This window comes from Flintibacter sp. SJQ-8 (assembly GCF_054108085.1).
This window is the reverse complement of sequence record NZ_JBPJWR010000016.1, coordinates 373,136-395,932: the sequence shown is the minus strand read 5'-3', so window position 1 is coordinate 395,932 and position 22,797 is coordinate 373,136. Positions and strand designations below refer to the sequence as shown.

The 22,797-nt window shown below is 61.2% G+C and carries 27 protein-coding genes; 11 read left to right on the top strand and 16 right to left on the bottom strand.

Features of this window, described 5'->3' with window-relative positions; translation table 11 throughout:
- Window positions 1–13: 13 nt before the first annotated feature.
- Window positions 14–745, top strand: coding sequence for an NAD-dependent protein deacylase (locus ACSAMP_RS13430; protein ID WP_441795496.1), 732 nt, complete (start codon window positions 14–16; stop codon window positions 743–745).
- Between the two features lie 31 nt (window positions 746–776).
- Window positions 777–1,319: an HdeD family acid-resistance protein gene (locus ACSAMP_RS13425; protein ID WP_457800780.1), complete on the top strand. Its 543-nt coding sequence runs from the start codon at window positions 777–779 to the stop codon at window positions 1,317–1,319.
- 139 nt (window positions 1,320–1,458) lie between these two features.
- Here ACSAMP_RS13425 and ACSAMP_RS13420 read toward each other — a convergent pair whose 3' ends face one another.
- From ACSAMP_RS13420 to ACSAMP_RS13405, 4 genes are all read right to left on the bottom strand, one after another.
- On the bottom strand, window positions 1,459–2,577 hold the full coding sequence (locus tag ACSAMP_RS13420) for a DHHW family protein (protein ID WP_457800779.1): 1,119 nt from the start codon (window positions 2,575–2,577) through the stop codon (window positions 1,459–1,461).
- A gap of 11 nt (window positions 2,578–2,588) precedes the next feature.
- Window positions 2,589–3,992, bottom strand: coding sequence for an MBOAT family O-acyltransferase (locus ACSAMP_RS13415; RefSeq protein WP_457800778.1), 1,404 nt, complete (start codon window positions 3,990–3,992; stop codon window positions 2,589–2,591).
- A gap of 76 nt (window positions 3,993–4,068) precedes the next feature.
- Window positions 4,069–5,070: an Ig-like domain-containing protein gene (locus tag ACSAMP_RS13410; RefSeq protein WP_457800777.1), complete on the bottom strand. Its 1,002-nt coding sequence runs from the start codon at window positions 5,068–5,070 to the stop codon at window positions 4,069–4,071.
- A gap of 107 nt (window positions 5,071–5,177) precedes the next feature.
- Window positions 5,178–5,723: a nitroreductase family protein gene (locus ACSAMP_RS13405; RefSeq protein WP_441795501.1), complete on the bottom strand. Its 546-nt coding sequence runs from the start codon at window positions 5,721–5,723 to the stop codon at window positions 5,178–5,180.
- A 242-nt stretch (window positions 5,724–5,965) separates the two neighbouring features.
- Between ACSAMP_RS13405 and ACSAMP_RS13400 the strand changes: the two genes are divergently transcribed.
- The 3 genes from ACSAMP_RS13400 (at window position 5,966) to ACSAMP_RS13390 (ending at window position 8,444) form a co-directional block, all read left to right on the top strand.
- Window positions 5,966–6,268, top strand: a complete 303-nt coding sequence (locus ACSAMP_RS13400; protein ID WP_441795607.1) for an ArsR/SmtB family transcription factor — start codon at window positions 5,966–5,968, stop codon at window positions 6,266–6,268.
- Window positions 6,269–6,337: 69 nt separating this feature from the next.
- A complete protein-coding gene (locus tag ACSAMP_RS13395) occupies window positions 6,338–6,559 on the top strand; it encodes a cation transporter (RefSeq protein WP_441795502.1) in 222 nt (73 codons plus the stop codon).
- A 31-nt stretch (window positions 6,560–6,590) separates the two neighbouring features.
- A complete protein-coding gene (locus tag ACSAMP_RS13390; RefSeq protein ID WP_457800776.1) occupies window positions 6,591–8,444 on the top strand; it encodes a heavy metal translocating P-type ATPase in 1,854 nt (617 codons plus the stop codon).
- A 153-nt stretch (window positions 8,445–8,597) separates the two neighbouring features.
- Here ACSAMP_RS13390 and ACSAMP_RS13385 read toward each other — a convergent pair whose 3' ends face one another.
- The 5 genes from ACSAMP_RS13385 to ACSAMP_RS13365 form a co-directional block, all read right to left on the bottom strand.
- On the bottom strand, window positions 8,598–9,935 hold the full coding sequence (locus tag ACSAMP_RS13385) for an MATE family efflux transporter (protein WP_457800775.1): 1,338 nt from the start codon (window positions 9,933–9,935) through the stop codon (window positions 8,598–8,600).
- A 165-nt stretch (window positions 9,936–10,100) separates the two neighbouring features.
- Window positions 10,101–10,271, bottom strand: coding sequence for a FeoB-associated Cys-rich membrane protein (locus tag ACSAMP_RS13380; RefSeq protein ID WP_441795506.1), 171 nt, complete (start codon window positions 10,269–10,271; stop codon window positions 10,101–10,103).
- 136 nt (window positions 10,272–10,407) lie between these two features.
- The gene (gene feoB / locus ACSAMP_RS13375; RefSeq protein ID WP_457800774.1) at window positions 10,408–12,552 is read right to left on the bottom strand and encodes a ferrous iron transport protein B; all 2,145 of its coding nucleotides are present in this window, start codon (window positions 12,550–12,552) and stop codon (window positions 10,408–10,410) included.
- 108 nt (window positions 12,553–12,660) lie between these two features.
- Entirely contained in the window at window positions 12,661–12,885 is a 225-nt protein-coding gene (locus ACSAMP_RS13370; protein WP_441795508.1) for a FeoA family protein, read from the bottom strand.
- A gap of 66 nt (window positions 12,886–12,951) precedes the next feature.
- The gene (locus ACSAMP_RS13365) at window positions 12,952–13,161 is read right to left on the bottom strand and encodes a FeoA family protein (RefSeq protein ID WP_441795509.1); all 210 of its coding nucleotides are present in this window, start codon (window positions 13,159–13,161) and stop codon (window positions 12,952–12,954) included.
- A 345-nt stretch (window positions 13,162–13,506) separates the two neighbouring features.
- On the opposite strand from ACSAMP_RS13365, the gene rpmE reads away from it, so the two are divergent.
- The 4 genes from rpmE to ACSAMP_RS13345 all read left to right on the top strand — a co-directional run bounded on the left by rpmE (window position 13,507) and on the right by ACSAMP_RS13345 (window position 16,295).
- A complete protein-coding gene (gene rpmE / locus ACSAMP_RS13360; protein ID WP_118644792.1) occupies window positions 13,507–13,710 on the top strand; it encodes a 50S ribosomal protein L31 in 204 nt (67 codons plus the stop codon).
- A 72-nt stretch (window positions 13,711–13,782) separates the two neighbouring features.
- The gene (locus tag ACSAMP_RS13355) at window positions 13,783–14,283 is read left to right on the top strand and encodes a flavin reductase family protein (protein WP_457800773.1); all 501 of its coding nucleotides are present in this window, start codon (window positions 13,783–13,785) and stop codon (window positions 14,281–14,283) included.
- Window positions 14,284–14,320: 37 nt separating this feature from the next.
- On the top strand, window positions 14,321–15,610 hold the full coding sequence (gene hflX, locus ACSAMP_RS13350; RefSeq protein ID WP_457800772.1) for a GTPase HflX: 1,290 nt from the start codon (window positions 14,321–14,323) through the stop codon (window positions 15,608–15,610).
- A gap of 43 nt (window positions 15,611–15,653) precedes the next feature.
- Entirely contained in the window at window positions 15,654–16,295 is a 642-nt protein-coding gene (locus ACSAMP_RS13345; RefSeq protein ID WP_457800771.1) for a YigZ family protein, read from the top strand.
- A gap of 65 nt (window positions 16,296–16,360) precedes the next feature.
- Here ACSAMP_RS13345 and ACSAMP_RS13340 read toward each other — a convergent pair whose 3' ends face one another.
- Window positions 16,361–16,993, bottom strand: a complete 633-nt coding sequence (locus ACSAMP_RS13340) for a hypothetical protein (RefSeq protein ID WP_457800770.1) — start codon at window positions 16,991–16,993, stop codon at window positions 16,361–16,363.
- A 155-nt stretch (window positions 16,994–17,148) separates the two neighbouring features.
- On the opposite strand from ACSAMP_RS13340, the gene ACSAMP_RS13335 reads away from it, so the two are divergent.
- Together ACSAMP_RS13335 and ACSAMP_RS13330 are read left to right on the top strand one after the other, a co-directional pair.
- Complete coding sequence (locus ACSAMP_RS13335; protein WP_457799214.1) at window positions 17,149–17,502, top strand: transposase; 354 nt, start codon at window positions 17,149–17,151, stop codon at window positions 17,500–17,502.
- On the top strand, window positions 17,496–18,341 hold the full coding sequence (locus ACSAMP_RS13330) for an IS3 family transposase (RefSeq protein WP_457799222.1): 846 nt from the start codon (window positions 17,496–17,498) through the stop codon (window positions 18,339–18,341). Before ACSAMP_RS13335 ends, ACSAMP_RS13330 begins: the two co-directional genes overlap by 7 nt.
- 79 nt (window positions 18,342–18,420) lie before the next feature.
- On the opposite strand, the gene rpmB is transcribed toward ACSAMP_RS13330, so the two are convergent.
- The 6 genes from rpmB to ACSAMP_RS13300 all read right to left on the bottom strand — a co-directional run bounded on the left by rpmB (window position 18,421) and on the right by ACSAMP_RS13300 (window position 22,777).
- Window positions 18,421–18,609, bottom strand: a complete 189-nt coding sequence (rpmB, locus tag ACSAMP_RS13325) for a 50S ribosomal protein L28 (RefSeq protein ID WP_087288054.1) — start codon at window positions 18,607–18,609, stop codon at window positions 18,421–18,423.
- Window positions 18,610–18,731: 122 nt separating this feature from the next.
- Window positions 18,732–19,556: a polysaccharide deacetylase family protein gene (locus ACSAMP_RS13320; protein WP_457800986.1), complete on the bottom strand. Its 825-nt coding sequence runs from the start codon at window positions 19,554–19,556 to the stop codon at window positions 18,732–18,734.
- A gap of 124 nt (window positions 19,557–19,680) precedes the next feature.
- Entirely contained in the window at window positions 19,681–20,088 is a 408-nt protein-coding gene (locus ACSAMP_RS13315) for an RbsD/FucU domain-containing protein (RefSeq protein ID WP_457800769.1), read from the bottom strand.
- A gap of 19 nt (window positions 20,089–20,107) precedes the next feature.
- On the bottom strand, window positions 20,108–20,725 hold the full coding sequence (locus tag ACSAMP_RS13310) for an SIS domain-containing protein (RefSeq protein ID WP_457800768.1): 618 nt from the start codon (window positions 20,723–20,725) through the stop codon (window positions 20,108–20,110).
- Between the two features lie 52 nt (window positions 20,726–20,777).
- On the bottom strand, window positions 20,778–21,776 hold the full coding sequence (locus tag ACSAMP_RS13305; protein WP_457800767.1) for a ribokinase: 999 nt from the start codon (window positions 21,774–21,776) through the stop codon (window positions 20,778–20,780).
- Window positions 21,777–21,850: 74 nt separating this feature from the next.
- Window positions 21,851–22,777: a dihydrodipicolinate synthase family protein gene (locus tag ACSAMP_RS13300; protein WP_441795517.1), complete on the bottom strand. Its 927-nt coding sequence runs from the start codon at window positions 22,775–22,777 to the stop codon at window positions 21,851–21,853.
- Between the last annotated feature and the right edge of the window lie 20 nt (window positions 22,778–22,797).

Sequence of the window (22,797 nt, the reverse complement as noted above, 5' to 3'; positions counted from 1 at the left end):
GGGAGGGCGTTTTATGGAAGCAGATGTGCAGACCTTGCAGCGCTGGATCGACGAGAGCCGGGCCATCGTCTTCTTCGGTGGCGCAGGCGTGAGTACCGAGTCTGGTATCCCGGATTTCCGCAGCGTGGACGGGCTTTATAACCAGAAGTATGCCTATCCGCCGGAGGAGATCTTGAGCCATACCTTTTTCAAGGGGAAGACGGAGGAGTTTTACCGCTTTTACCGGGACAAGATGCTCTGTCTCACCGCCCAGCCCAACGCGGCCCACCGAAAGCTGGCCCAGCTGGAGGCAGCGGGGCGGCTGCGCAGCATCGTGACTCAGAACATCGACGGGCTGCACCAGCTGGCCGGGTCCAAACGGGTGTGGGAACTCCACGGCAGCGTCCACCGGAATTACTGCACGCGCTGCGGCAAGAGCTACTCCGCCCAGTGGGTGCTCTCCGGCACCGGCGTGCCCAAATGCGACTGCGGCGGCGTGGTCAAGCCCGACGTGGTGTTGTATGAGGAGCAGCTGGACAGCGACGTCATTGAGGGGGCGGTGAACGACATCCGAAAGGCGGACCTGCTTATCGTGGGCGGGACCTCCCTGGCGGTGTATCCGGCGGCGGGACTCATCAACTACTACCGGGGCAGCCGTCTGGTACTCATCAACAAGAGCGAGACCCCCCGGGACAGGGAAGCCGACCTGGTGCTCCACGGGCCCATCGGGCAGATATTAGACCAAATCAAGGTCAAGCCCCTGTGAGGGGAACACAACAAGAAAGCTGGTGGCAAGTATGAACTCTATCCTGAATCAACAGCGGCGCAGCAGCATCGCCGCCGCCGTGGTGACCATTCTCCTGGGGCTGTTCCTGGCCTTTTGGCCGGGGCAGTCGGTATCCTTTTTGTGTATGCTGCTGGGGGCGGCCATCGCCGTCACCGGGATCATCTATTTCGTGGGCTGGCTGGCCCGGCGGCGGGAGGGCGTGCCCGCCCTGTTCGTGCTGCCCGGGGTAGTCCTGTTCGCCCTGGGGGCCTGGCTGATGACCAGCCCCGCCTCGGTGGTGCAGCTGGTGCAGTATATTTTCGGCGCGGTGCTCATCTTCCACGGCGTCGTGGACCTTCAGGGGGCGCTGGCCCTGATGGGTCAGGGCTACAGCCGCTGGTGGGTGGACCTGCTCCTGGCTGTCCTGACGCTGGCCCTGGGCGTGCTGGTGGTGGTCAACCCCTTCGGCACCTTTGCCGCCCTGATGGGCCTGGTGGGCGCGTCCCTCATCTTCGACGGCGTGACCGATCTGGTCATCATCTGGAGACTGAGCCGGGCGTTTAAGGATATCTAAATTATCTGAATTGCGTAAGGGCCGCTGTCCTCAGCGGCCCGTCAGATGTCAAAGCGGGCGGATGAGGACATCCGCCCCTACAGAAAAAGCGGCAGCTTTGCAAACTTTTCGTTCTGCAAAGCTGCCGCTTTCTTATTGTTTATCGTCCCAACGCGAACAGATTCGTTCCCGTGACGAAGTTGGAGAAGGAGTAGAGCACCACCACCGCGTCGATGTCGTGCTCTTCCACATAGGACTTGACGCTGGTCAGGTTATAGCGCAGGTCGAACAGGTGAATTTCGGAAAAGCGCTCCGTGAGGAAGGGGGCCAGGCTGTCGGAATAGGAGTCCCGGACCAGGAGCACCTTGGGGGCGTCCTTCTGCTGGGTCTGGATGACGCACAGGGGCTGGTTGCCGCCCAGGAAGAAGGAGTATTTGTCCTTCTCCTCCAGGTGGGAAGGGACGTACAGTGAGCCGGGCTGGGGGGTGCCGTCGGGATAGCTGGTGACGGTGACGCCGTCCTCGGGGACATAGGTGTCGATCTGGTCCGGGCGCACCCACCGCACGCCGGAGGTGGAGAACGTGGTGCCGTAGAAGCTGTCGCTCACCGTGGTCCTGGCGTAGTCCTCCAGCTTCAATGCGGGCAGACCCATCTCCTCCAGCAGGGCGTTGGCCCCGTAATAGGCCCCCAGGCTGGTCCAGTGGTGGTCGGTGCGGTAGTAGATGTCCTCCGACTTGTGGGCGTCCAGGGCGGCGTACAGGTCCACAGACTGGGCGCCGGTCTCATAGGACAGCCGGTCAATGATGCCCTTCTCGTCGGCGGTGGGGGCCCCGTCGGGCAGACGGTCAGCCCAGATGGCGGCGGAGGAGGGGATGAGGCCGAAGTACACCGGGACGGACAGGTTGGCAGTCAGATCGTCCACATAGGACAGGTTCTGCTCCAACTGGTCCATGTCCGGCTGGTCCACCCGGTTGATGAGGGTGTCCTGTTTGCCGAAATAGACCCCGTTGTTCTCCTGCTTGCCGGACAGACGCTCGTTCCAGGCCTTCATGGCCACCCACAGGTCCCGCCCGGCGATGTGGTCGGAGACGTAATTCTCCGCGTCGGTCATAAAGCTGCCGTTCATCACCCGCTCCGGGGTGAGGGCGGGGGCCTTTTGCAGATAGCGGTTCTCCATGGGGGAGAAGGTCTGCTTGGGCAAGATCAGACTGACCAGGGCCATGCCCCCCAGAAAGCAGCAGAACAGGGCGGAGAGAAAGACAGCGAATTTTTTGTTCATGGCGGCCTCCTTTAAAAGCGGAAGTAGAGGAAGGGGTTATAGGTCCCGTCCACCAGATAGGCGGTGCATAGGACCAGACCGGCCAGCACCAGCAGGGTACACAGAATTTGACGGGTCCGGCTCCCCAGCTTTTGAAACAGGGACACGCCCAGGGGGGTGGAGGCCAGGGCGGCGGCGCACAGCACGGGGAGATAGCTGCGCAGGTAATAGCCAAAGACCCCGTCGGCCAGGGGCGCACCCCCAAGGCCGAACATCACCGCCAGATAGGCCCGCAGCTGGGAAAAGTCCTCGATGGCGAAGATGGCCCAGCTGACCACCACCAGAAACATGGTGTAGAGATGCTGAAGGACACGGGGGGCCTGTTCCAGCCGGGCCAGCAGGAACAGCTTTTCCAGCATGAGCAGGGCGAAGAAATAGAGACCCCACAGCAGATAGTTCCAGCTGGCCCCGTGCCAGATGCCGGTGGCCGCCCAGACCAGAAACAGATTCAGCATCCACCGGGGCTTGCTGCACCGGTTGCCCCCCAGGGGGATGTAGAGATACTCCCGGAACCAGGAGGACAGGGAGATGTGCCACCGCCGCCAGAACTCGGTGATGCTGCGGGAGATATAGGGATAGCGGAAGTTGGGGGCAAACTCAAAGCCCAGCATCCGGCCAAGGCCCGTGGCCATGTCGGAATAGCCGGAGAAGTCGAAGTAGATCTGGAAGGTGAAGGCGATGACGCCCAGCCAGGCCCCGGCCACCGTGAGCTGGTCCAGGGGGAGGGCCTTATACCGCTCCCACAGCAGCCCCACGTTGTTGGCCAGCAGGACCTTTTTCCCCATGCCCACCATGAAGATCTGCACGCCGGAGGCGAACTTCTCCGCCGTGCAGTCCCGCTGGTCGATCTGGTCCCCCAGGTCCTTGTATTTCAGAATGGGACCGGCGATGAGCTGGGGAAACAGGGTGACAAAGGTGCCGAAGTTGATGATGGAGTGCTGGGCCCGGGCATCTCCACGGTATACGTCGATGGTATAGCTCATGGTCTGGAAGGTATAGAAGGAGATGCCGATGGGCAGGTGGATGTTCAGTACGGGCATAAAGCCCAGACCAACGGCCTGGAGAGACCCGGCCAGAAAGTCCCAGTACTTGAAGAAGAACAGCAGCCCCAGATTGAACACCATGGACGAGGCCACCGCCATCCGGGCCCCCCGGTCGTTCCCCCGAGCCTTGCACCGCTCCACCAGCATCCCGTGGGTATAGTCGATGGCGGTGGACAGGAGCATAATGACGGTGTAGACCCGCTCCCCCCAGAAGTAAAACAGCAGGGAGGCGCACAGCAGCACCGGATTGCGCAGACACCTGGGCACCAGATAGTAGACCAGCAGGGTCAGGGTGAGAAAATAAAACAGGAAAATGGGCGTTGAAAAAACCATAAGCGCTCCTCACGAGAACGGCGGACGAGGGTCTCTTCGTCCGCCGTTCTCTCGATTTGTTAAATTTGGGTCCGGCTCAAAACAGGGCGTTGAATGCGTTCACGATGTTGTCGCACTCGAAGTCGGCCACCATCATGACATAATTGCCGTGGGTGACGATGCGGGAGTTGTTCTCCCACATCTCGGTGGGCTCGGGATACCAGGCGCCGCCGGGGCCGTTGCCGTCGCCCACCATGTACTGGATGCGGGCCTGAAGAATGGCCTTCACTGCGTCCACGTCCTTGCTGTCCTTCACCTGGACCAGCACCACGTCTCCGTTGGGAGAGGGGTTCATCATGCACATATAAACGGCCAGCTGCTGGGTCTGGATGGCGGACAGGCCGGGGTAGCAGTTTTCGATGAGCTCGCCGTCGGCGGCCTCCATGGAGGACATGTCATAGTCCTTTTCGATCTTGGTGAAGAAGGCGGCCAGATCCACCGCCTTCTCCTCCTGGGAGGGCAGCTTGTCCTGGGCGCTCTGGCTGGGGGCGGAGGGCTGGGTGCTCCCGGCAGGCTTGCTCTCAGCAGGCTTGGATTCCGCAGGCTTGGACGCGGTCCAGCTGCACTTGACGGTGCACTGGGCGGTGAGGTCTCCGCTGGAGACGGTGATCACGGCGGAGCCGGGGGCCACGGCGGTGACGGTGCCCTTGGCGTTGACCGTGGCCACCTTCTCGTCGCTGGAGGAGAAGGTCACCTTGCCGCCCTCGGGGGAGAGGGTATATTTCAGGCGATAGGTCGCCCCCGCCTTGGACAGGGTGAAGCTGTTCTTGTTCAGGGACAGGGAACCGGCAGCGGCGGGCTCCTGAGAGGCGTCGCCGGGCTGAGAGCCGTCGGGGGCGGAGGCGTCAGGCTCAGACTGGTCGGGGGCGGAGCCGTCCGGATGGGAGATGTCCGCAGACACAGAGGAGGAGCCGCCGGGCAGCAGACTGCCGCTGGCGGAGCCGGAGACGGAACTGTCGTTCCCCTTGCTGCCGCAGGCGGACAGCAGAGCCACAGACAGGGCGCAGGCCAGGACCAGAGAGAGGGTGCGTCGTTTCATAACTTAGGTTCTCCTTTTGTTCGGGCTGAAATTCAGCGTATTTTTTGTGTTACGCCATGGTTGGACGAAACCCGGAGAAAAAGGTTCCCAAAATCAGAAAAAACTTTTTACACTCCGTCCACCCAGGTGATCAGATTGCCTGTGCGCTCCGGGCGGGAGCGGGGCAGCTCCCCCTGGGGCAGTCCCAGGGCCAGGGCGCAGCACAGCAGGTCCTTCTCTGTTACGCCCAGGGGGGCCAGGAGGGCGCGCAGATCGGGGTCGTCCTGAAGGTGGAAGGGCTGATTGAGCCAGCAGGAGCCGACGCCCATGGAATAGGCGGCCAGCATCATGTTCTCCATGGCGCAGGCGGCGTCCTGGGGGGCCATGGCGTGGTCCTTCCGGTTGGTCACCAGCACCAGGGCGGGGGCCCCATAGCGGAAGTCCCGGTCCGCAAGATGCTCCAGCTTGCGGCTGACCAGTTCGCTCAGCTGCTTCAGCAGCTTCTGGTCGGTGATGATATAGAAGTGGTTTTGCTGCGTGTCCATGGCGCTGGGGGCATAGCGGCCCGTCTCTACAATGGCGGCCAAAGTGGGGCGGTCCAGGGCGTCAGGCCGAAAGGCCCGGCAGCTGCGCCGGTCCAGCAGCAGATCTAAAAATTCTTTGTTGTGTTCCATCACAGTCATCTCCAGATAAGAGGTATCGTTCCGTGTCGTATCAACGCTTGCGCCCTATTATAGCAGGGATGAAGAAAAAAAGCTATACCTGTGAAAACCCTCTTGACAAAGATCCTGTTAAGGAGTATATTACAACTAACATATGAATACATGTTCATATATCGAAAAGAAAGCGAGGTGCGTTCATGGAGAAGCGGGATACCCCCTGCTGCGAGGAGGCCATCATCCACGCCGACACCCTGATGCAGGTGAAAAGCCTGCTGCCGGAGGACGAGGTGCTGTATGACCTGGCGGAGCTGTTCAAGATATTCGGGGACAGCACCCGGGTGAAAATCCTGTACGCCCTGCTGGAGGCGGAGCTGTGCGTGTGCGACATCGCCAAGCTGCTGGAGGTGAGCCAGAGCGCCGTGTCCCACCAGCTGCGGGTGCTGAAGACCAGCAAGCTGGTGAAGTTCCGCAAGGAGGGCAAGACCGTGTTCTATTCCCTGGCGGACGAGCACGTGATCCGCATCCTGTCTCAGGGCATGGAGCACATCATGGAGTAAACCCCTGCCGGGTGGCAGAAGAAAATAGGCAAACCAAAATAAAGAGATGACAAAAAGGAGTGCTTTCTCATGAAAAAGACCTTTAAGCTGATCGACCTGGACTGTGCCAACTGCGCCGCCAAGATGGAGGCCGCCATTAAAAAGCTGGACGGCGTGAACGACGCCTCCGTCAGCTTCCTGTCCCAGAAGATGACCATCGACGCCGAGGACGACAAGTTTGACGAGATCGTCAAGCAGGCCGTAAAGGTCTGCAAAAAGGTGGAGCCCGACTGCGAGGTCGTGGTGAAGTGACCTCTGGTCTTCCAGAGGAGGGAGAGACACAATGACAAGAAAGCAAAAAAAGACCCTGCGCCGCATCATCGTCAGCGCGGTGCTCTATGTGTTGCTGCTCGTCATCGGGGCGGAGCACCGGGGCTGGTTGGGCCTGGTGCTGTTCCTCATCCCCTATGCCGTCATCGGCTGGGATGTGCTGTGGCGGGCCGTGCGGAACATCAGCAACGGCCAGGTGTTTGACGAGAATTTCCTCATGGCGGTGGCCACCGTGGGCGCTTTTGGCTGCGGGGAGTATTCCGAGGCCGTGGCCGTCATGCTGTTTTACCAGGTGGGGGAGCTGTTCCAGAGCGTGGCCGTCTCCCGCAGCCGCCAGTCCATCTCTGACCTGATGGACATCCGCCCCGACTATGCCAACGTGGAGCGGGAGGGGGAGCTGGTCCAGGTGGACCCGGAGGAGGTGGCCGTGGGCGATACCATCGTCATCAAGCCCGGCGAGCGGGTCCCCCTGGACGGCACCGTGGAGGAGGGCACCTCCGCCCTGGACACGGCGGCCCTCACCGGCGAGTCTCTGCCCCGCCAGGTGTCCCCCGGCCAGGAGGTCATCAGCGGCTGCATCAACCAGACCGGCGTGCTGCGGGTGAAAGTCAGCAAGCCCTATGGCGAGTCCACCGTGGCCAAGATCCTGGACCTGGTGGAGAACTCCTCCGCCAAAAAGGCCAAGGCGGAGAACTTTATCACCCGCTTTGCCCGGTACTATACCCCGGCAGTGGTCTTCGCCGCCCTGGCGCTGGCCATCCTGCCCCCAGTGCTGGGCTTTGGGCCCTTCTCCATGTGGGTGCAGCGGGCGCTGATCTTCCTGGTGGTGTCCTGCCCCTGCGCCCTGGTCATCTCCGTGCCCCTCAGCTTCTTCGGCGGCATCGGCGGCGCGTCCCGGGTGGGCGTGCTGGTGAAGGGCGGCAACTATCTGGAGGCCCTGGCCAAGACGGGCGTGGTGGTGATGGACAAGACGGGCACCCTGACCCGGGGCTCCTTCGCCGTCACCCAGACCAAGCCGGTGAACTGCTCTGAGCGGGAGCTGCTGGAGTGGGCCGCCCTGGCCGAGCATTTCAGCAGCCACCCCATCTCCCTGTCCATCCAGGCCGCCTGTCAGCCCGCCCCCGACCAGAGCCGGGTGACCGATGGCTCTGAGATCGCGGGCCACGGAGTGAAGGCCATGGTGGATGGCCGCACCGTGCTGGCGGGCAACGGGAAGTGGATGGATGCCAATCACATCGCCAGACCCCAGGGGGAGAAGCCCGTGGGCACCGTGGTCCACGTGGCGGTGGACGGGTCCTATGCCGGTTACCTGGTGGTGGCCGACCAGATCAAAGACAGCGCCGCCCCCGCCCTGAAGGCCCTGAAGGAGGCCGGGGTGCGCCAGACGGTGATGCTCACCGGCGACGACCCCGCCGTGGCCCAGGCCGTGGGCGGTGAGCTGGGCCTGGATCAGGTCCACGCCGGGCTGCTGCCCGGGGACAAGGTGGACTGGGTGGAGCGCCTGCTGAAGGAGAAGCGCCCCGGCGAACAGCTGGTCTTTGTGGGCGACGGCATCAACGACGCCCCCGTGCTGTCCCGGGCGGACATCGGCGTGGCCATGGGCGCCATGGGCTCTGACGCGGCCATCGAGGCGGCGGACGTGGTCCTCATGGACGATGACCTGTCCAAGCTGCCCGTGGCGGTGCGCATCGCCCGAAAGACCCTGACCATCGTCCACCAGAACATCTGGTTCGCCCTGGCGGTGAAGTTCCTGGTGCTGTTCCTGTCCGCCATTGGCCGCGCCAACATGTGGATGGCCGTCTTCGCCGACGTAGGCGTATCCGTCATCGCAATTTTGAACGCCGGACGGATGCTGAAGGCGAAATAAGTTCATAAAAGAACCCCCGGATACCACGGAACGGTACGTTCCCAAGGTATCCGGGGGTTTTGTTGTCAACGGCGGGCCGCTGGGGACAGCGGTCCCTACAGACGGCCCACATGACACGCCGTAGGGGCCGACCTCTGTGTCGGCCCGTTCACGTTACAGGACCGCGATCTTGCTCCGGTACACGCTGCGGTACATGGGCAGGGCCACCAGGCAGGCACCGAGCTCGGTGAGGAGGAAGCAGAGGAACGCCCGCTCCGGCCACAGGTGGACCAGCAGGAGGGCGATGGGCAGCAGCAGCACGATATACCGCAGCAGGGAGATGACCAGGGAATCGCGGCTGTGGCCCAGGGACTGGAAGGCGGCGGACAGGATGATGCTCACGGCGGCCACGGGGAAGGACAGGGCGGTGAGACCTAAAGCGGGGACGCCCAGGGCCAGAGCCTGCGCCCCGGCGTTGAAGCACACCCGCAGCAGGGGAGTGGCGCACAGGATCAGCAGCACGCAGCCGATGACGCCGGTGCTCACCGCCAGGATCATGCCGAAGCGGATGGCCCCGGACACCCGGCGGCGGTCACGGGCCCCGTAGTTAAAGCTGATGATGGAGATAAGGCCGTTGTTCACGCTGAAAATGGGCATGAACACAAAGGATTGCAGCTTGAAATAGACCCCCAGCACCCACACGGCGGTCTCAGACACCTGGCGGAGGATGGCGTTCAGCCCCAGGGACATGACGCTGCTGAGCGACTGCATCAGGATGGCGGGCCCGGCGATGCGGCCCATCTCCCCCAGCAGGGCGGGCTGGAGACGCTGGCCACGGAGGGAAATGGGGAAGTGCTCCCGCAGCCCGTGGACCAAAAACAGGCCGATGAACGCCCCGGTGATCTGGCCGATGACGGTGGCCACGGCGGCCCCCACCACGCCCATGTCAAAGATAAAGATGAGGATGGGGTCCAGGATGATGTTGATGAGGGCCCCGGAGCCCTGGATGATCATAAATCCGGCGGGGCGGCCAGAGGACTGGAGGATACGCTCGCAGGGGAACTGAGTACACACGCCGAAGGACAGGCAGCAGCACACCCGCAGATAGGCCGCGCCCTGGGTGATGACCGACGGGGTGTCGGTGCAGGCGCGGAGATAGGCGTTCGCCCCCAGCAGGCCGAACAGGAAGAAGAGCAGCCAGCAGCCGAAATAGAATGACCCCCCGTGGAGGACCACAGCGCTGGCCTGGTCCATCTGCCTGGCCCCCAGCCGCTGGGACAGGGTGGCGCTGAAGGCCACCCCTGTGCCCACGCAGAAAGCGATGAGCAGGGTCTGGATGGGGTAGGCATAGGACAGGGCCAGAAAGGCGTTGTCCCCCAGCCGGGCCACATAGATGCTGTCCACCAGGTTATATACCGCCTGCATCAGCATGGAGAGCATGATGGGCCCCGACATGGTGAAGATCAGCCGCCCCATGGGCATGGTGCCCAGAATGTTTTTGGATTGTGACATGGCGTTGGCCCCTTTTTCTGCCGGGACAAAAGGGCGCGGGCCCAGGCAGGCCCGCGATTTCCCGAAAAATTTTGAAAGAACGGTTTGAGTATAGCAAGCCGGGAGAAAAAAGTCAAGAAAGCGCCCGCCCCCTCCAAACGGAGAGAGCGGGCGTCTTTGGCAAACTCAGTGCTGCATGTGGCAGTGGGCGCAGTCGCCGGAGCAGACCCCGGTGCTGCAATCGCTCCTGTGATGGATGCGGTCAGAGACGATCTTGCGGATCGCCAGGGCCAGCAGCACCAGAACGACGCCGACCACCACGATGTTGGTCAGGTTTGCGGAGATCCAAGTGAGCATTACTTTTTACCACCTTTGAAAAAGCCGGTGATGATCTTCAGGGCCAGCAGGATCAAAACTGCCAGCACACACAGGACCACGATATCGGCAGTGCCTAAGGAAAGATTTGTGGTCATTGATAATCAGCTCCAGGAGATCAGGCGTGGGTGGCGGCGGCGCGGCGCTGCAGCTGCTTGGCGGGGTCGGGCCGGAACAGGAAGTACAGGATCAGCACCAGCACGATGGCGGCGGCCACGGTGGCGGCGCCGAACTGCACCTCGCCCAGGGCCAGGCCCACCAGCTGATACACCATCAGGGAGATGGCGTAAGCCATGACGTTCTGGAACACGATGGCGAACCAGAAGAACTTGCGGCTGCCGATCTCCTTGGCGGTGGTGGAGATAGCGGCCAGGCAGGGGGAGTCAAACAGGTTGAACAGCAGGAAGGAGATAGCGGACAGGCTGGTGGGGAAGAAGGCTGCGAACTGGGCGTGCATGTCGGGAGCATACTCCTCGATCTCGCCCAGGCCGCTCAGCACGCCCATGGTGGAGACGATGCCCTCCTTGGCCACAAAGCCGCTGAGGGAGGAAGCCACGGCCTGCCAGGTACCAAAGCCCAGAGGAGCAAAGATCCAGGCGATAGCGCCGCCGATGGTGGCCAGGAAGCAGTAGTCGGTGTCCACCAGGCCGAACACGCCGTCCTGGATACCGAAGCTGCCCAGGAACCACATGACAGCGCAGCAGACGAACAGGATGGTACCGGCCTTCTTCAGGAAGGCCCACACGCGCTCCCAAACGTGGAGCAGCACGCCCTTGAGAGAGGGCACGTGATACTGGGGCAGCTCCATGACGAAGGGGGCGGGGTCGCCGGAGAACATCTTGGTCTTCTTCAGGATGATGCAGGAGACGATGACGACGATGATGCCGGCAAAGTACATCAGGGGGGCGACCCACCAGGCGCCGCCCATCAGGAAGCCGGCGATGGTGGCGATAACGGGCAGCTTAGCGCCGCAGGGGATGGCGGTGGTGGTCATCATGGTCATGCGGCGGTCCTTCTCGTTCTCAATGGTACGGGTGGCCATGATGCCGGGCACGCCGCAGCCGGAGGAGATCAGGAAGGGGATGAAGGACTTGCCGGACAGGCCGAAGCGGCGGAAGATCCGGTCCATGATGAAGGCGACACGGGCCATATAGCCGCAGTCCTCCAGAATGGACAGGAAGAAGAACACGATGGCCATCTGAGGAGCGAAGCCCACGGGGGCGCCGATACCGCCGATGATACCATCAACGACCAGGGACACGACCCAGTCGGCAGCGCCGGCGTTCTCCAGGAAGGCGCCCACGGCGGGCTGGATCCACTCGCCGAACAGGGTGTCGTTGGTCCAGTCGGTGACGATGGTGCCCAGGCTGGACACGGCGATGTAATACACCAGGGTCATAATGACCACGAAGATGGGCAGGGCCAGGATACGGTTGGTGACGATCTGGTCGATCTTGTCGGACACGCTCATGCCCTGGCGGGCCTTCTTATAGATCTTGCCGATGATGGAGGTGATGTACTCATACCGCTCGTTGGTGATGATAGACTCGCTGTCATCATCCAGGGCGGTCTCGCAGGCGGAGGTGATCTCATTGACGCTGTTGACGATGGCGGCGTCGAACTTGGCCTGGACCTTGTCGTCCCGCTCGAACAGCTTCACAGCGTGCCAGCGCAGCTGAGCCTGGGGGACCTTGCCCTCCAGCAGACCCTCGATCTTGCCCAGGGCCTCCTCAACGGCGGGGGCGAACTTGTGCTGGTGGCCGCTATAGGTCTTGGCGTTGCCGACCTCAACGGCCTTGTCGAACAGCTCCTTCAGGCCGGTGCCCTTCAGAGCGGAGACCTCCAGCACGGGGCAGCCCAGCTCGTTGGACATCTTCACGGCGTCGATCTTGTCGCCGTTCTTCTTCACCACGTCCATCATGTTCAGGGCGATGACAACGGGGATGCCCATCTCCATGACCTGGGTGGTCAGATACAGGTTGCGCTCCAGGTTGGTGGCGTCCACCAGGTTGACGATCACGTCGGGGTGCTCGTCAATGATGTAGTTCCGGCTGACGACCTCCTCCAGGGTGTAGGGGGACAGGGAGTAGATACCGGGCAGGTCGGTGACCACAGCGTCGGGATAGCCCCGCAGCTTGCCCTCTTTCTTCTCCACGGTAACGCCGGGCCAGTTGCCAACGTACTGGTTGGCGCCGGTCATGGCGTTGAACATGGTGGTCTTTCCGCAGTTGGGATTGCCCACCAGCGCGATTTTAATGGACATGAATCAACTCTCCTCCTTAAAATAATTAGCGAAAGCTAACCACTTCACTGAAAAAAACGGGGACGGGTCAGGCCCCCAAGTTTATCCCGCCCAAAGGCGGGACAGACATTAGTCCACCAGGATGAGCTCGGCGTCGTCCTTACGCAGAGACAGCTCATAGCCGCGGACCGTGACCTCGATGGGGTCGCCCAGGGGGGCCACCTTGCGCACAAAGATAGAAGCGCCCTTGGTGATGCCCATGTCCATGATGCGGCGCTTCACAGGGCCCTCGCCCTGAAGGCGCTGCACGGTGACAGTCTCGCCCACTTTGGCCTGCTTGAGTGTTTTGCTCATAGTAAAACTTCTCCTTTCTCCCTTGAAAGAGCGCGGCGGCGCGGCACAGCGCCGCCGCGTCTCCCATCAGACCATGATCCGGTTGGCCATGCTCTTGCTGATGGCCACACGGCTCTCTTTGACGTTGACGATCAGATTGCCGTCGATCTCAGAGACCACAGACACATTGCCGCCAACGACAAAGCCCAGGCTCTCCAGAAAACGGCGGGTCTCGTCTTTTCCTTTGATATCTTTGATCGTGACCACGCTGCCGGTGGTGGAAAGGCTTAATGGCATAATGGGAAACCGCTCCTTTCATCGTGACCTCCCGCAAATACGCAAAAAGGTTTGCAGGGGCTAACTTTTTAAGCGGACTAAGTTTACCATTGCTCACTAAAGTTGTCAATAGCTAACCCGCACATTTCAGCACAAAAACCCTGGGAACGATTTCAGCCACATCAACAAAGCGCACAATTCCGTCGGGAAAATTTTACTGAGACAATAAATGAAGAGGAGCGCGCCCGGGGCGAAAAACCAAAAAATAATTTTTTTCAAAAAACAGTTGCATTTCCCTTTGCCCTGTGGTATTATATCAGTTGCATTGTGCGAAACGATCCTCCAGGGAGAAAGAGGTGAATATAAATGAAGGAAGGCATCCATCCTAACTACGAGCAGACCACGATTCGGTGCGCCTGCGGCAATGTGATCGAGACCGGTTCCACCAAGAAGGACATCCGCGTCGAGGTGTGCTCCAAGTGTCATCCCTTCTACACTGGTAAGCAGAAGATGGTAGACACTGGCGGCCGCGTCAGCCGTTTCAACAAGAAGTTCGGTCTGGACAAGTAAGATCGTCCATAAAAGCCGCGCCGAGTATTCGGTGCGGCTTTTTCCGTATATGAAAGCCGGGAGGTATGTGTTATGTTTCATAAGGTAGACCCCAAAACGCTGGGCGAGAACGTGTTTTCCCTCATCGGGGACAAGTGGATGCTCATCACCGCCGGAAGCCGGGAGCGGTGCAACACCATGACGGCCTCCTGGGGCGGGCTGGGCGTGATCTGGGGCGCTCCGGCGGCCACCTGCTACATCCGTCCCCAGCGCTATACCAAGGAGTTCGTGGACCGGGAGGAGTATTTCACCCTGTGCTTTTTCGGCGAGGAGTATCGCAAGGCCCTGTCCCTGTGCGGCAGCAAGAGCGGCCGGGACGTGGACAAGGTGAAGGAGTGCGGCTTCACCGTTCAGGCGGCGGAGTGCGGCGCGCCCTATTTTGACCAGGCGGAGCTGGTGCTGGTGTGCCGCAAGCGCTTTGTCCAGCCCATGGACCCGGCCAACATCCCCCAGGATGTGAAGGAGAAGTGGTATCCCCAGCAGGACTATCACACCATGTATATCGGCCAGATCGTAGAGGTCCTGGCGCGGTGACGCCGGGCCGGGCGTCTGGCCGGAAACGGGAGGAACTATGACCGACATCAATACCCAAGAGAAAAAGGAGCGGGCGGTGCTGGTGGGGCTGGACGCCTTCAGCCTGTCCCGGGAGGAAAACGCCACCCAGGAGTCCATGGACGAGCTGGCCGCCCTGCTGGAGACGGCGGGGGGCCAGACGGCGGCGGTGGTTATGCAGTCCAAGGACAGCCCCGACCCCCGCACCTTCATCGGCGAGGGCAAGGTGGCCGAGGTGAAAGAGCTGGTCCACGCCATGAACGCGGACATGGTCATCTTTGACAACAGCCTGTCCCCCTCCCAGCAGCGGGTGCTCAGCGAGGAGCTGAACGTCTCGGTGCTGGACCGCTCCGCCCTGATCCTGGACATCTTTGCCCAGCGGGCCCGGACAAGAGAGGGCCGGCTGCAGGTGGAGCTGGCCCAATATAAATATCTGCTGCCCCGGCTGACGGGCATGTGGAAGCACCTGGAGCGCCAGGAGGGCGCCATCGGCACCCGCGGCCCCGGCGAGACTCAGCTGGAGTCTGATCGGCGGCACATCCACCGGAAGATCGCCAAGCTGGAGGGGGAGCTGAAGGACGTGCGCCGGGTGCGGGCCACCCAGCGGGACCGCCGCATCAAAAACGAGGTGCCCGTGGTGGCCATCGTGGGCTATACCAACGCGGGCAAGTCCACCCTGCTCAACCGCCTCACCGGGGCGGACATCCCCGCCAACAACCGCCTGTTCGACACCCTGGACACCACCACCCGCACCTTAGAAATCTCCGACACCTGTACGGTCCTGCTGTCCGACACGGTGGGCTTTATCCGCAAGCTGCCCCACCACCTGGTGGAGGCCTTTAAGGCCACCCTGGAGGAGCTGTCCTTTGCCGATCTGCTGCTCCACGTCATCGACGCCTCCAACGAGGAGTGGATGGAGCAGGCGGAGGTGGTGGATAAGCTGATCCATGAGCTGGGCGCTGACCACACCCCACGCATCGAGGTGTTCAACAAGAGCGACCAGTGGCAGGGGGAGATCCGCCCCCACGGCAAGGGCCGGGTGTCCGTCTCCGCCAAGACGGGGGAGGGCATGGACGACCTGCTGAAGGCCATCGGCGGCGTGCTGGACAACGGGGCCCGCCGGGTGACCATCCACCTGCCCTATGACAAGGGCGGCATCTTAGAGACCCTGTATCAGCAGGCCAAGGTGGAGTCGGTGGAGTATGGCCAGACCATCGACATAAAGGCCGTGTGTACCACCAGGATCATCGGCCAGCTGGGTCCCCTGGTGGAGGGCTGGCAGCCCCATAAGGAGCCCTGGGAGGACTGACAGACCAAATGAGACAGGAATGAGACAGAAAGGTGGAGCCTAAGTGACGGAGTACTATATCCCCACCGGACACAGCCAGACGGAGCTGGTGGAAAAGCGCTCTCGCTTCATCGGCCAGGTGTGGCGGGTCTCCTCGGAGGAGGAGGCGCGGCAGCGCATTGAGGAGACAAAGAAACAGCACTACGATGCCAGGCACAACTGCTGGTGCTATCTCATCCGGGACGGGGCCGTGCGCTACTCCGACGACGGGGAGCCCCAGGGCACGGCGGGCCAGCCCATGCTGAACGTGTTCCAGCGGGAGGGCGTGGAGAACGTGTGCTGCGTGGTCACCCGATATTTCGGCGGGGTGCTGCTGGGGGCCGGGGGCCTGGTGCGGGCCTATACCCAGAGCGCTAAGGACGCCCTGGATGCCGCCGGCATTTCCGTGGTCCGCCGGTGGGTGGCCATGGAGGTGCCCTGTACCTACGCCCAGTTCGAGGGGATGCGCCGGGAGGTGGCTGCCTTCTCCGGTGTGGTGGAGCAGGTGGACTATGGGGCGGACGTGGTGCTGTCCTGCCTGCTGCCCGAGGAGCGCTCCGCAGAGTTTGCCGCCCACGTCCTGGACGTTACCGCCGGAGGGGTGGAGGTCCTGGAGGCCGGAGAGCGCTTTCAGGATGTGCCCTGGAGAGCGGCGAAGGAGCTGTAAAGAACAAAAGACCGACAGAGCTTGCAAACGGGCAGGCTCTGTCGGTTTTTGGTTGGGGGAAAAAATCAGCCGTCTTTTATAAAGCGCTCTGCCTCCTGGTCCCACACATAGGACGTGTAGGTGTGGTCCCCGTTCAGGCGCAGGATGGCCCGGTCGGTGAGGGAGTATGCGCCGTCCTCAGACTGGGGGAGGTCTGCGGAGACGGGCTCCCAGGCCGAATTGCCGATCTGGAACAGCTGTAGGTAATAGGCGGAGATACCCTGATAGGTGACGGTGCCCAGATAGAGCACATAGTCCCGCCCGTCTTTGGCGGGGAGAAATTGAAGCTGGACCTGGTCCGCGACGAATTCGTGGCTGGCCACCACAGACAGGTCCTCCGTGTCATAGACCACGGCCAGGGTCCGGTCCAGCCCCTCCGAGTGGACCAGGGACGTATACTTGAAGAGGGCGCACAGCTCGTCAGACGACGGGGAGGAGAAGTGGCCGTACTGAATGGAGGCCGGCATAAGGTCTCGGGGCTCTTGCTTTTCAGAGCCAACACAGGGCACGGCACGCTCTGTCAGCTGCGCCTGAAAGTCCTGGACGGGGTCTGCTGTATGCTGCACCCCGCAGGAGGGCAGGAGGAGCATGGCCGCGAGAAATACGCCGCCGCAGGCCGCCGCCAAACACCGCCGGGGCGCTGGATGTATCATCCCCATGAGTATCCCACCTTTCTGTTTGTCTGACTTTAATATATCAGAACGTCCGACTAAAAAGCAAGCGCCGGGACAAAAGAAAAACAGCCGCCCGAAATGAACTGCACCCCATTTGTTAGACAGTATGGTATACTATCTAACAAGTGGGGTGTTTTGCTATGCCAAAAGGAGTACCAAACAAACGATATACGCCGGAATTCAAAAAACTGGTGATTGAAACCATGCAGAAAGAGAAATTGAGTTACAGCGAAACCTGCCGTAGATTTGAGGTAAACAGTAGAGATCGAATCAAATCATGGGAGCGAATCTACCTGGAAGAAGGGCCGGAAGGGTTAGCCATCGAACGGCGTGGCCGCAGCAGTAAGGGTCGTCCGCCAAAGCAGCTGCCGAAGCAGGTGGAAGAAGATCTGCTAGCCGAAGTGCAGCGACTGCGTGCGGAGAACGATTACCTAAAAAACTTGCAAGCCTTGGTTTTGGAAGACGAGCGACGCCAGCGCAGAAAACGCTGGTAGTTCAGAAGCTAAGGCAAAAACACGCACTCAGTATTCTGCTCTCAATCGCTCAGCTGCCCCGTGCAACTTTCTACTATCATTTGAAGCAGATGCAGAGAGAAGACAAATATGCATCTGTTAAGGAAGAAATCGCAGCAATTTACCACGAAAACAGGGGCCGGTACGGCTATCGCCGGATCACGGCAGAACTTCGCAAGCGTAAATTCTCTGTGAACCACAAGACTGTCCAGCGGCTCATGAAGAAGCTGGGCTTAGTTTGTCGTGTCAGGATGAAAAAATATCGTTCCTACAAGGGAGAAGTAGGCAAAATTGCACCAAATTTGCTAAATCGGGATTTTCATGTCGAAAAGCCGAATCAGAAATGGGTCACGGATGTGACGGAGTTCAGCCTGTTTGGAGAGAAGCTCTATCTGTCCCCGATTCTCGATCTGTGCAGCAGCGATCTGGTCAGTTACACCATATCGGATCGTCCTGTACTCAGCATGGTAACCACCATGCTGGACGAGGCGTTTGCAAAGATCCCGGCCGGAACAAACCTGATTCTCCATTCTGACCAGGGCTGGCAGTACCAACACAAACAATACCAACAGATGCTCCGGGAGAAAGGTGTTCGCCAGAGCATGAGCCGGAAAGGAAACTGTCTGGACAACGCCGTGATAGAGAATTTCTTCGGCTTACTCAAAAGTGAACTGCTGTATTTGCAGGAGTTCCGCTCCATGGAACACTTCAAACTGGAACTGATCGAATATCTGGATTACTACAACAACCGCCGCATCAAGGCAAAGCTAAAGGGCTTGCCGCCTGCAATTCACAGACAGCAAGCCCTTTCGGCTGCTTGAACAATTTTTACTTCAAAATATTGTCTAACTTTTGGGGGTCACTTCAAAAAAGGCGGCTGTTTTTAGTTGCCATATTCCATTACACAGCGCGGGTGACCTTACCGGAACGGAGGCATCTGGTGCAGACGTACACGTGAGTGGGGGTGCCCTTCACGATCGCCTTCACGCGCTTCACGTTGGGCTTCCAGGTGCGGTTGGAACGGCGATGAGAGTGGGACACCTGAATGCCGAAGGTGACGCCCTTGTCGCAGAATTCGCATTTGGCCATGTTGCTTACCTCCTCGCTATGAGAATCGCTTATCAAAAAGCCTCGACTGGTATCATACCAGCTTTTGCGGCAGAATGCAAGTCTTTTTTAAAAATAAATAAAAAAGTTTTTCCAAGGGACGCTCACAGGGCGGGCAGCTGGTCCAGGGAGGCGAAGGTATAGCCCATGTTTTCCCACCGGGTGAGCAGCTCATCCAGGATCTCCGCATTGGTGCGGGAGGTGGCGTGGAGCAGGACGATGGCCCCATCGTGGATGCGGGGGAGGAGCTTACTGAACGCCTGCTCGGGGGTGGGCTGGTCGTCCACATACCAGTCCACATAGGCCAGGCTCCAGAAGATGGTCTGATAGCCCAGGGCCTGGGCCTGCTTCAGATTTTCCAGGTTATATTTGCCCTGGGGCGGGCGGTAATACCGGGGCATGGTCCGGCCCGTGGTCTGCTGGTAGAGCTGCGCCAGGCTGTCCAGCTCCTTCTGAAAGGCGGCCTGGTCGGCGATGGCGGACATGTCCGGGTGGTGGAAGGTGTGGTTGCCCACGATGTGCCCCTCCTGGGCCATGCGGCGGACCACGTCGGGGGCGGTCTCAATCATATTGCCCACCACGAAAAAGGCAGCGGGGGCCCGGTGCTTTTTCAGGGCGTCCAGAATGGCGTCGGTATAGCCGTTCTCATAGCCGCAGTCGAACGTAAGATAGATGACTTTCTGGGACGTGTCCCCCAGAAAGCGGGCGTTGTAGTTGGCCAGCTCCTCGGAGCTGGCGTTGCCCACGGGGGACTGGCCCTCCTCCGGGAAGGACAGGCCCCAGTTGTCCGTGGAGGCGGGGATGGCCGCCGGACCGGCGGCGGGGGACAGGGGCTGCTGTGCGTGGTAGTAGCAGATCGCGGCGGCCAGGACCAGGCACAGGGCCAGCCCGGCCAGAACGGGACCCTTGGAAGGGCGGAAACGGGACATGAGCATCGACCTCCAGGCGTGATAGATGCCCTTAGTCTGTCCAGGGACGTCAAAAGACATACAAAAAGACCGCCGCCGTAGGAGGGACCTACAGCGGCGGTCAGACGATGAAACTTCAGATGGCTCAGGCCACGCCGATGGTGACGAGGATGTTGGCAAAGGTGCGCTTCTCGCCGGTGGAGATGGCCAGACGCACGCCGGGCTGGCAGCAGGCGTCGTAGAACTCATACCGGCCCAGCTTGGTCAGCTCCATGCCGCCCAGCATGGACTGGAACTGGCCGAAGATCTCGGGGGTGGTGCCGTCGGCGGGGTCCATGACCTCCGCCTTCTCGATGTTCACCACGCTCTGGATGGCCTCCAGCACGTCGGTGACGGTGGGCAGACCGGGGGTAAGGCCCAGATAGACGGTCTTGGCCTCACCGCTCTTAGAGTCCAGGGGATAGTTGCCGTCGGCGATGAGGACCTTGTCCCCGTGGCCGCACAGGGCCAGGGCGGCCATGATGTCCGGGTGGATCAGCTTACCAGTGAGCATGTGAAAAACCTCCCTTAATTTACTTCTTCTCGTTGTCCCGCAGCTGGCCCAGCTTTCCGCCGGGGTGGCAGCGGACATACTTCACGGGGTCCCAGTCCTTCTCCACCTGCAGGGCCACAGACAGGGCCTGGAGGGTGAGCAGCTCGGCCAGGACGGAGTTGCGGGGGGCCCGGTTCAGGGGGCCGCCCTCCTGCTTCACGCCGGCCACCAGGAAGGCGTCGCTCTCGTGGGCCAGCCAGCTGTCGGGGTTGCCGGACACGCCGATGATCTTACAGCCGTTGTTCTTCACGGCCAGGACGGTGGCCTTCAGCTCGCCGGTCTCGCCGGAGTTGGAGATGGCGATGACCACGTCCCCGGCCACCAGCTGGCCACAGGAGCCGTGGACGGCCTCCGTCCCGTGGAGATAATAGGCGGGGTTTCCGGTGGAAGAAAACAGAGAGGCGGCATAGGTGGACACATGGCTGCACTTGCCGATGCCGGTGACGTGGAGCCGTCCGCCGTGGGCCTGAGACTCCAGGATCAGCTGGGCGGCGGCCTCATAATCCTCGGGGCTGCGGGCCTTCAAAAAGGCGTTGAACTCCTGGTCCACAGCGGTGAAGAACTGAGAAACAGCCTGCTTGCTCTCCTCTTTCAGCATAATGATACACTCCTTTTCGATACTGGTATTCCCATGGGGAAAGATAAGGATATTACTTCAAACCGTCCAGAACGGCGGGGTCAAAGCCGGTGTAGCCACGCTCGGCCATAAAGGCCTGCACCTGGTCCACCGTGGGCAGGCTGGGCATGGCGCCCATCTTGGACACGGTAAGGGAGGCGGTGTGGCTGGCAAAGGCCAGGGCCTGACCCTGGGGCAGACCAGCGGTGAGGCCGGTGCAGAAAGCGGCCACGAAGGAATCTCCGGCGGCGGTGGGGTCCACCACCTGGGGGGCCTTCACGCAGTCGGTGTGGTGGATGCCGTCCTTGCCCGCCACGATGGAGCCGTTCTCCCCCATGGTGATGATCAGGTTCTCCACGCCCCGGTCATGGAAGGCGCGGGCCACGATGGCCACGTCGTCCATGTTGATGCCGTTGGACACGTCGATGGAGTGGTCGGCCAGGATGGCGGCCTCGTGCTCGTTGGGGGAGATATAGGTGGTGCAGGCGAGCAGCTTGTCGGACAGGGGGGCGGCGGGAGCGGGGTTGATCATGACGATGACCCCGGCGTCGTGGGCCCACTGGGCCACCGCCTCGATGACGGGCATGGGCAGCTCGAACTGCATCATCACCAGGTCATACCGGCCGATCTGGTCCTTCAGCCAGGCCAGGTCGTCCACCGTCAGGGTGAAGTTGGCCCCGGGGCAGACGGTGATGCGGTTCTTGGCCCCGTCGTCGGTGACCTCCAGGGTGATGTGGCCCACGCCGGAGGACTCGTTGGGGTCCACGGACACATGGGACACGTCCACGCCCGCGGCGGCGGCGGTGTCGGTCATGATCTTGCCGAAGGCATCGTCACCCACCTGGCCTACCATGGTGACGTGGGCCCCCAGCCGGGCGCACTGCACGGCCTGGTTGGCCCCCTTGCCGCCGGGGGCGGTCTGGAATTTCATGCCGATGACGGTCTCGCCGGAGTTGGGCACCCGGCGGGTGCTGGCGATCAGGTCCATCATAAAGCTGCCGACCACCAGAATATTAGGCTTTTTTAAAGACATAGAAGATTCCTCCCATTATGACGGATATTGCATGAGCGCCCTGAAAAGCTCAGGACGCCCATGTGGTTTGTGCATTACAGCAGGCCCAGCTGCTTGCGGACATACTGCTCCAGGTGGATGAGGCTCTCCACCTCGCCCTTGGCGTTCTTGTCCAGCTTGGCGCAGTCGGCGCTGCGGGCAAAGACGCTCATGGGCACGTCCACCAGGTTCTGGTGATACTTGGCGTTGCAGGGATAGATGCGCATCTCGATCATGGCGGCGGTGGTCAGGAAGTCGGCCACCAGGCGGGCCTTGTCATAGTCGGTGTCCTTGTGATCGAAGCACCACTTGTACAGATCGGGGTGGAAGTTGGCCATCACGCCGCTGTAACCGGCGGCGCCGTGGCACACGCTGTCGAACCAGGACTGGGCGTTGGCGTTGAAGATCTTCAGGGGGGTGCCCTCGACAGCGGCCTGGCGCTCCCGCACCAGCTCGTAGTCGCAGCAGGTGTCCTTCAGGAAGACCATGCGGCCCTGCTGACCGGCCTTGCGCAGGAACTCAGTGGAGACCAGGCGCTTCCAGGGCATGGGGCACTCGTAGATGCCGAAGTCGATCTCGGGATAGCGGTCAAAGATCTCCTGGGCGTTGGCCTCGAACACGGCCTCGCCCTCGTTCTTCTGGTCCAGACGGTTGGACACCAGCACGTAAGCGCCGATGCCGGGGATCTTCATCATGTTCTCGATCTCCCGGAACTGGGTGGCCTTGTCATCGGCGGTGTGGCCGGAGGCCACCACCTGGATGCGGCCGTCCACCGCCTCGGCGGTGGCACGGGCGATGTCCAGCTTCTCCTGCTCGGTGAGGTAGGCCATCTCGCTGGACTGGCACACGGCGAAGATGCCGGTGCAGCCCTTCTCCACATACCAGTCGCACAGCTGCTTGATGGCCTTGAAGTCAGGCTTGTTGTCCTCGGTCCAGGGGGTGATCATAACGGGCCAAACGCCGGGATTGATGGAAAATGCCATGAAAAATCGCTCCTTCGATA

Excerpts from the sequence above, each read along its gene's own strand:
- ACSAMP_RS13430 (WP_441795496.1), top strand. The coding sequence starts at position 14 with ATGGAAGCAGATGTGCAGACCTTGCAGCGCTGGATCGACGAGAGCCGG.
- ACSAMP_RS13425 (WP_457800780.1), top strand. The coding sequence starts at position 777 with ATGAACTCTATCCTGAATCAACAGCGGCGCAGCAGCATCGCCGCCGCC.
- ACSAMP_RS13420 (WP_457800779.1), bottom strand. The coding sequence starts at position 2,577 with ATGAACAAAAAATTCGCTGTCTTTCTCTCCGCCCTGTTCTGCTGCTTT.
- ACSAMP_RS13415 (WP_457800778.1), bottom strand. The coding sequence starts at position 3,992 with ATGGTTTTTTCAACGCCCATTTTCCTGTTTTATTTTCTCACCCTGACC.
- ACSAMP_RS13410 (WP_457800777.1), bottom strand. The coding sequence starts at position 5,070 with ATGAAACGACGCACCCTCTCTCTGGTCCTGGCCTGCGCCCTGTCTGTG.
- ACSAMP_RS13405 (WP_441795501.1), bottom strand. The coding sequence starts at position 5,723 with ATGGAACACAACAAAGAATTTTTAGATCTGCTGCTGGACCGGCGCAGC.
- ACSAMP_RS13400 (WP_441795607.1), top strand. The coding sequence starts at position 5,966 with ATGCAGGTGAAAAGCCTGCTGCCGGAGGACGAGGTGCTGTATGACCTG.
- ACSAMP_RS13395 (WP_441795502.1), top strand. The coding sequence starts at position 6,338 with ATGAAAAAGACCTTTAAGCTGATCGACCTGGACTGTGCCAACTGCGCC.
- ACSAMP_RS13390 (WP_457800776.1), top strand. The coding sequence starts at position 6,591 with ATGACAAGAAAGCAAAAAAAGACCCTGCGCCGCATCATCGTCAGCGCG.
- ACSAMP_RS13385 (WP_457800775.1), bottom strand. The coding sequence starts at position 9,935 with ATGTCACAATCCAAAAACATTCTGGGCACCATGCCCATGGGGCGGCTG.
- ACSAMP_RS13380 (WP_441795506.1), bottom strand. The coding sequence starts at position 10,271 with ATGCTCACTTGGATCTCCGCAAACCTGACCAACATCGTGGTGGTCGGC.
- feoB (WP_457800774.1), bottom strand. The coding sequence starts at position 12,552 with ATGTCCATTAAAATCGCGCTGGTGGGCAATCCCAACTGCGGAAAGACC.
- ACSAMP_RS13370 (WP_441795508.1), bottom strand. The coding sequence starts at position 12,885 with ATGAGCAAAACACTCAAGCAGGCCAAAGTGGGCGAGACTGTCACCGTG.
- ACSAMP_RS13365 (WP_441795509.1), bottom strand. The coding sequence starts at position 13,161 with ATGCCATTAAGCCTTTCCACCACCGGCAGCGTGGTCACGATCAAAGAT.
- rpmE (WP_118644792.1), top strand. The coding sequence starts at position 13,507 with ATGAAGGAAGGCATCCATCCTAACTACGAGCAGACCACGATTCGGTGC.
- ACSAMP_RS13355 (WP_457800773.1), top strand. The coding sequence starts at position 13,783 with ATGTTTCATAAGGTAGACCCCAAAACGCTGGGCGAGAACGTGTTTTCC.
- hflX (WP_457800772.1), top strand. The coding sequence starts at position 14,321 with ATGACCGACATCAATACCCAAGAGAAAAAGGAGCGGGCGGTGCTGGTG.
- ACSAMP_RS13340 (WP_457800770.1), bottom strand. The coding sequence starts at position 16,993 with ATGGGGATGATACATCCAGCGCCCCGGCGGTGTTTGGCGGCGGCCTGC.
- ACSAMP_RS13335 (WP_457799214.1), top strand. The coding sequence starts at position 17,149 with ATGCCAAAAGGAGTACCAAACAAACGATATACGCCGGAATTCAAAAAA.
- rpmB (WP_087288054.1), bottom strand. The coding sequence starts at position 18,609 with ATGGCCAAATGCGAATTCTGCGACAAGGGCGTCACCTTCGGCATTCAG.
- ACSAMP_RS13320 (WP_457800986.1), bottom strand. The coding sequence starts at position 19,556 with ATGTCCCGTTTCCGCCCTTCCAAGGGTCCCGTTCTGGCCGGGCTGGCC.
- ACSAMP_RS13315 (WP_457800769.1), bottom strand. The coding sequence starts at position 20,088 with ATGCTCACTGGTAAGCTGATCCACCCGGACATCATGGCCGCCCTGGCC.
- ACSAMP_RS13310 (WP_457800768.1), bottom strand. The coding sequence starts at position 20,725 with ATGCTGAAAGAGGAGAGCAAGCAGGCTGTTTCTCAGTTCTTCACCGCT.
- ACSAMP_RS13305 (WP_457800767.1), bottom strand. The coding sequence starts at position 21,776 with ATGTCTTTAAAAAAGCCTAATATTCTGGTGGTCGGCAGCTTTATGATG.
- ACSAMP_RS13300 (WP_441795517.1), bottom strand. The coding sequence starts at position 22,777 with ATGGCATTTTCCATCAATCCCGGCGTTTGGCCCGTTATGATCACCCCC.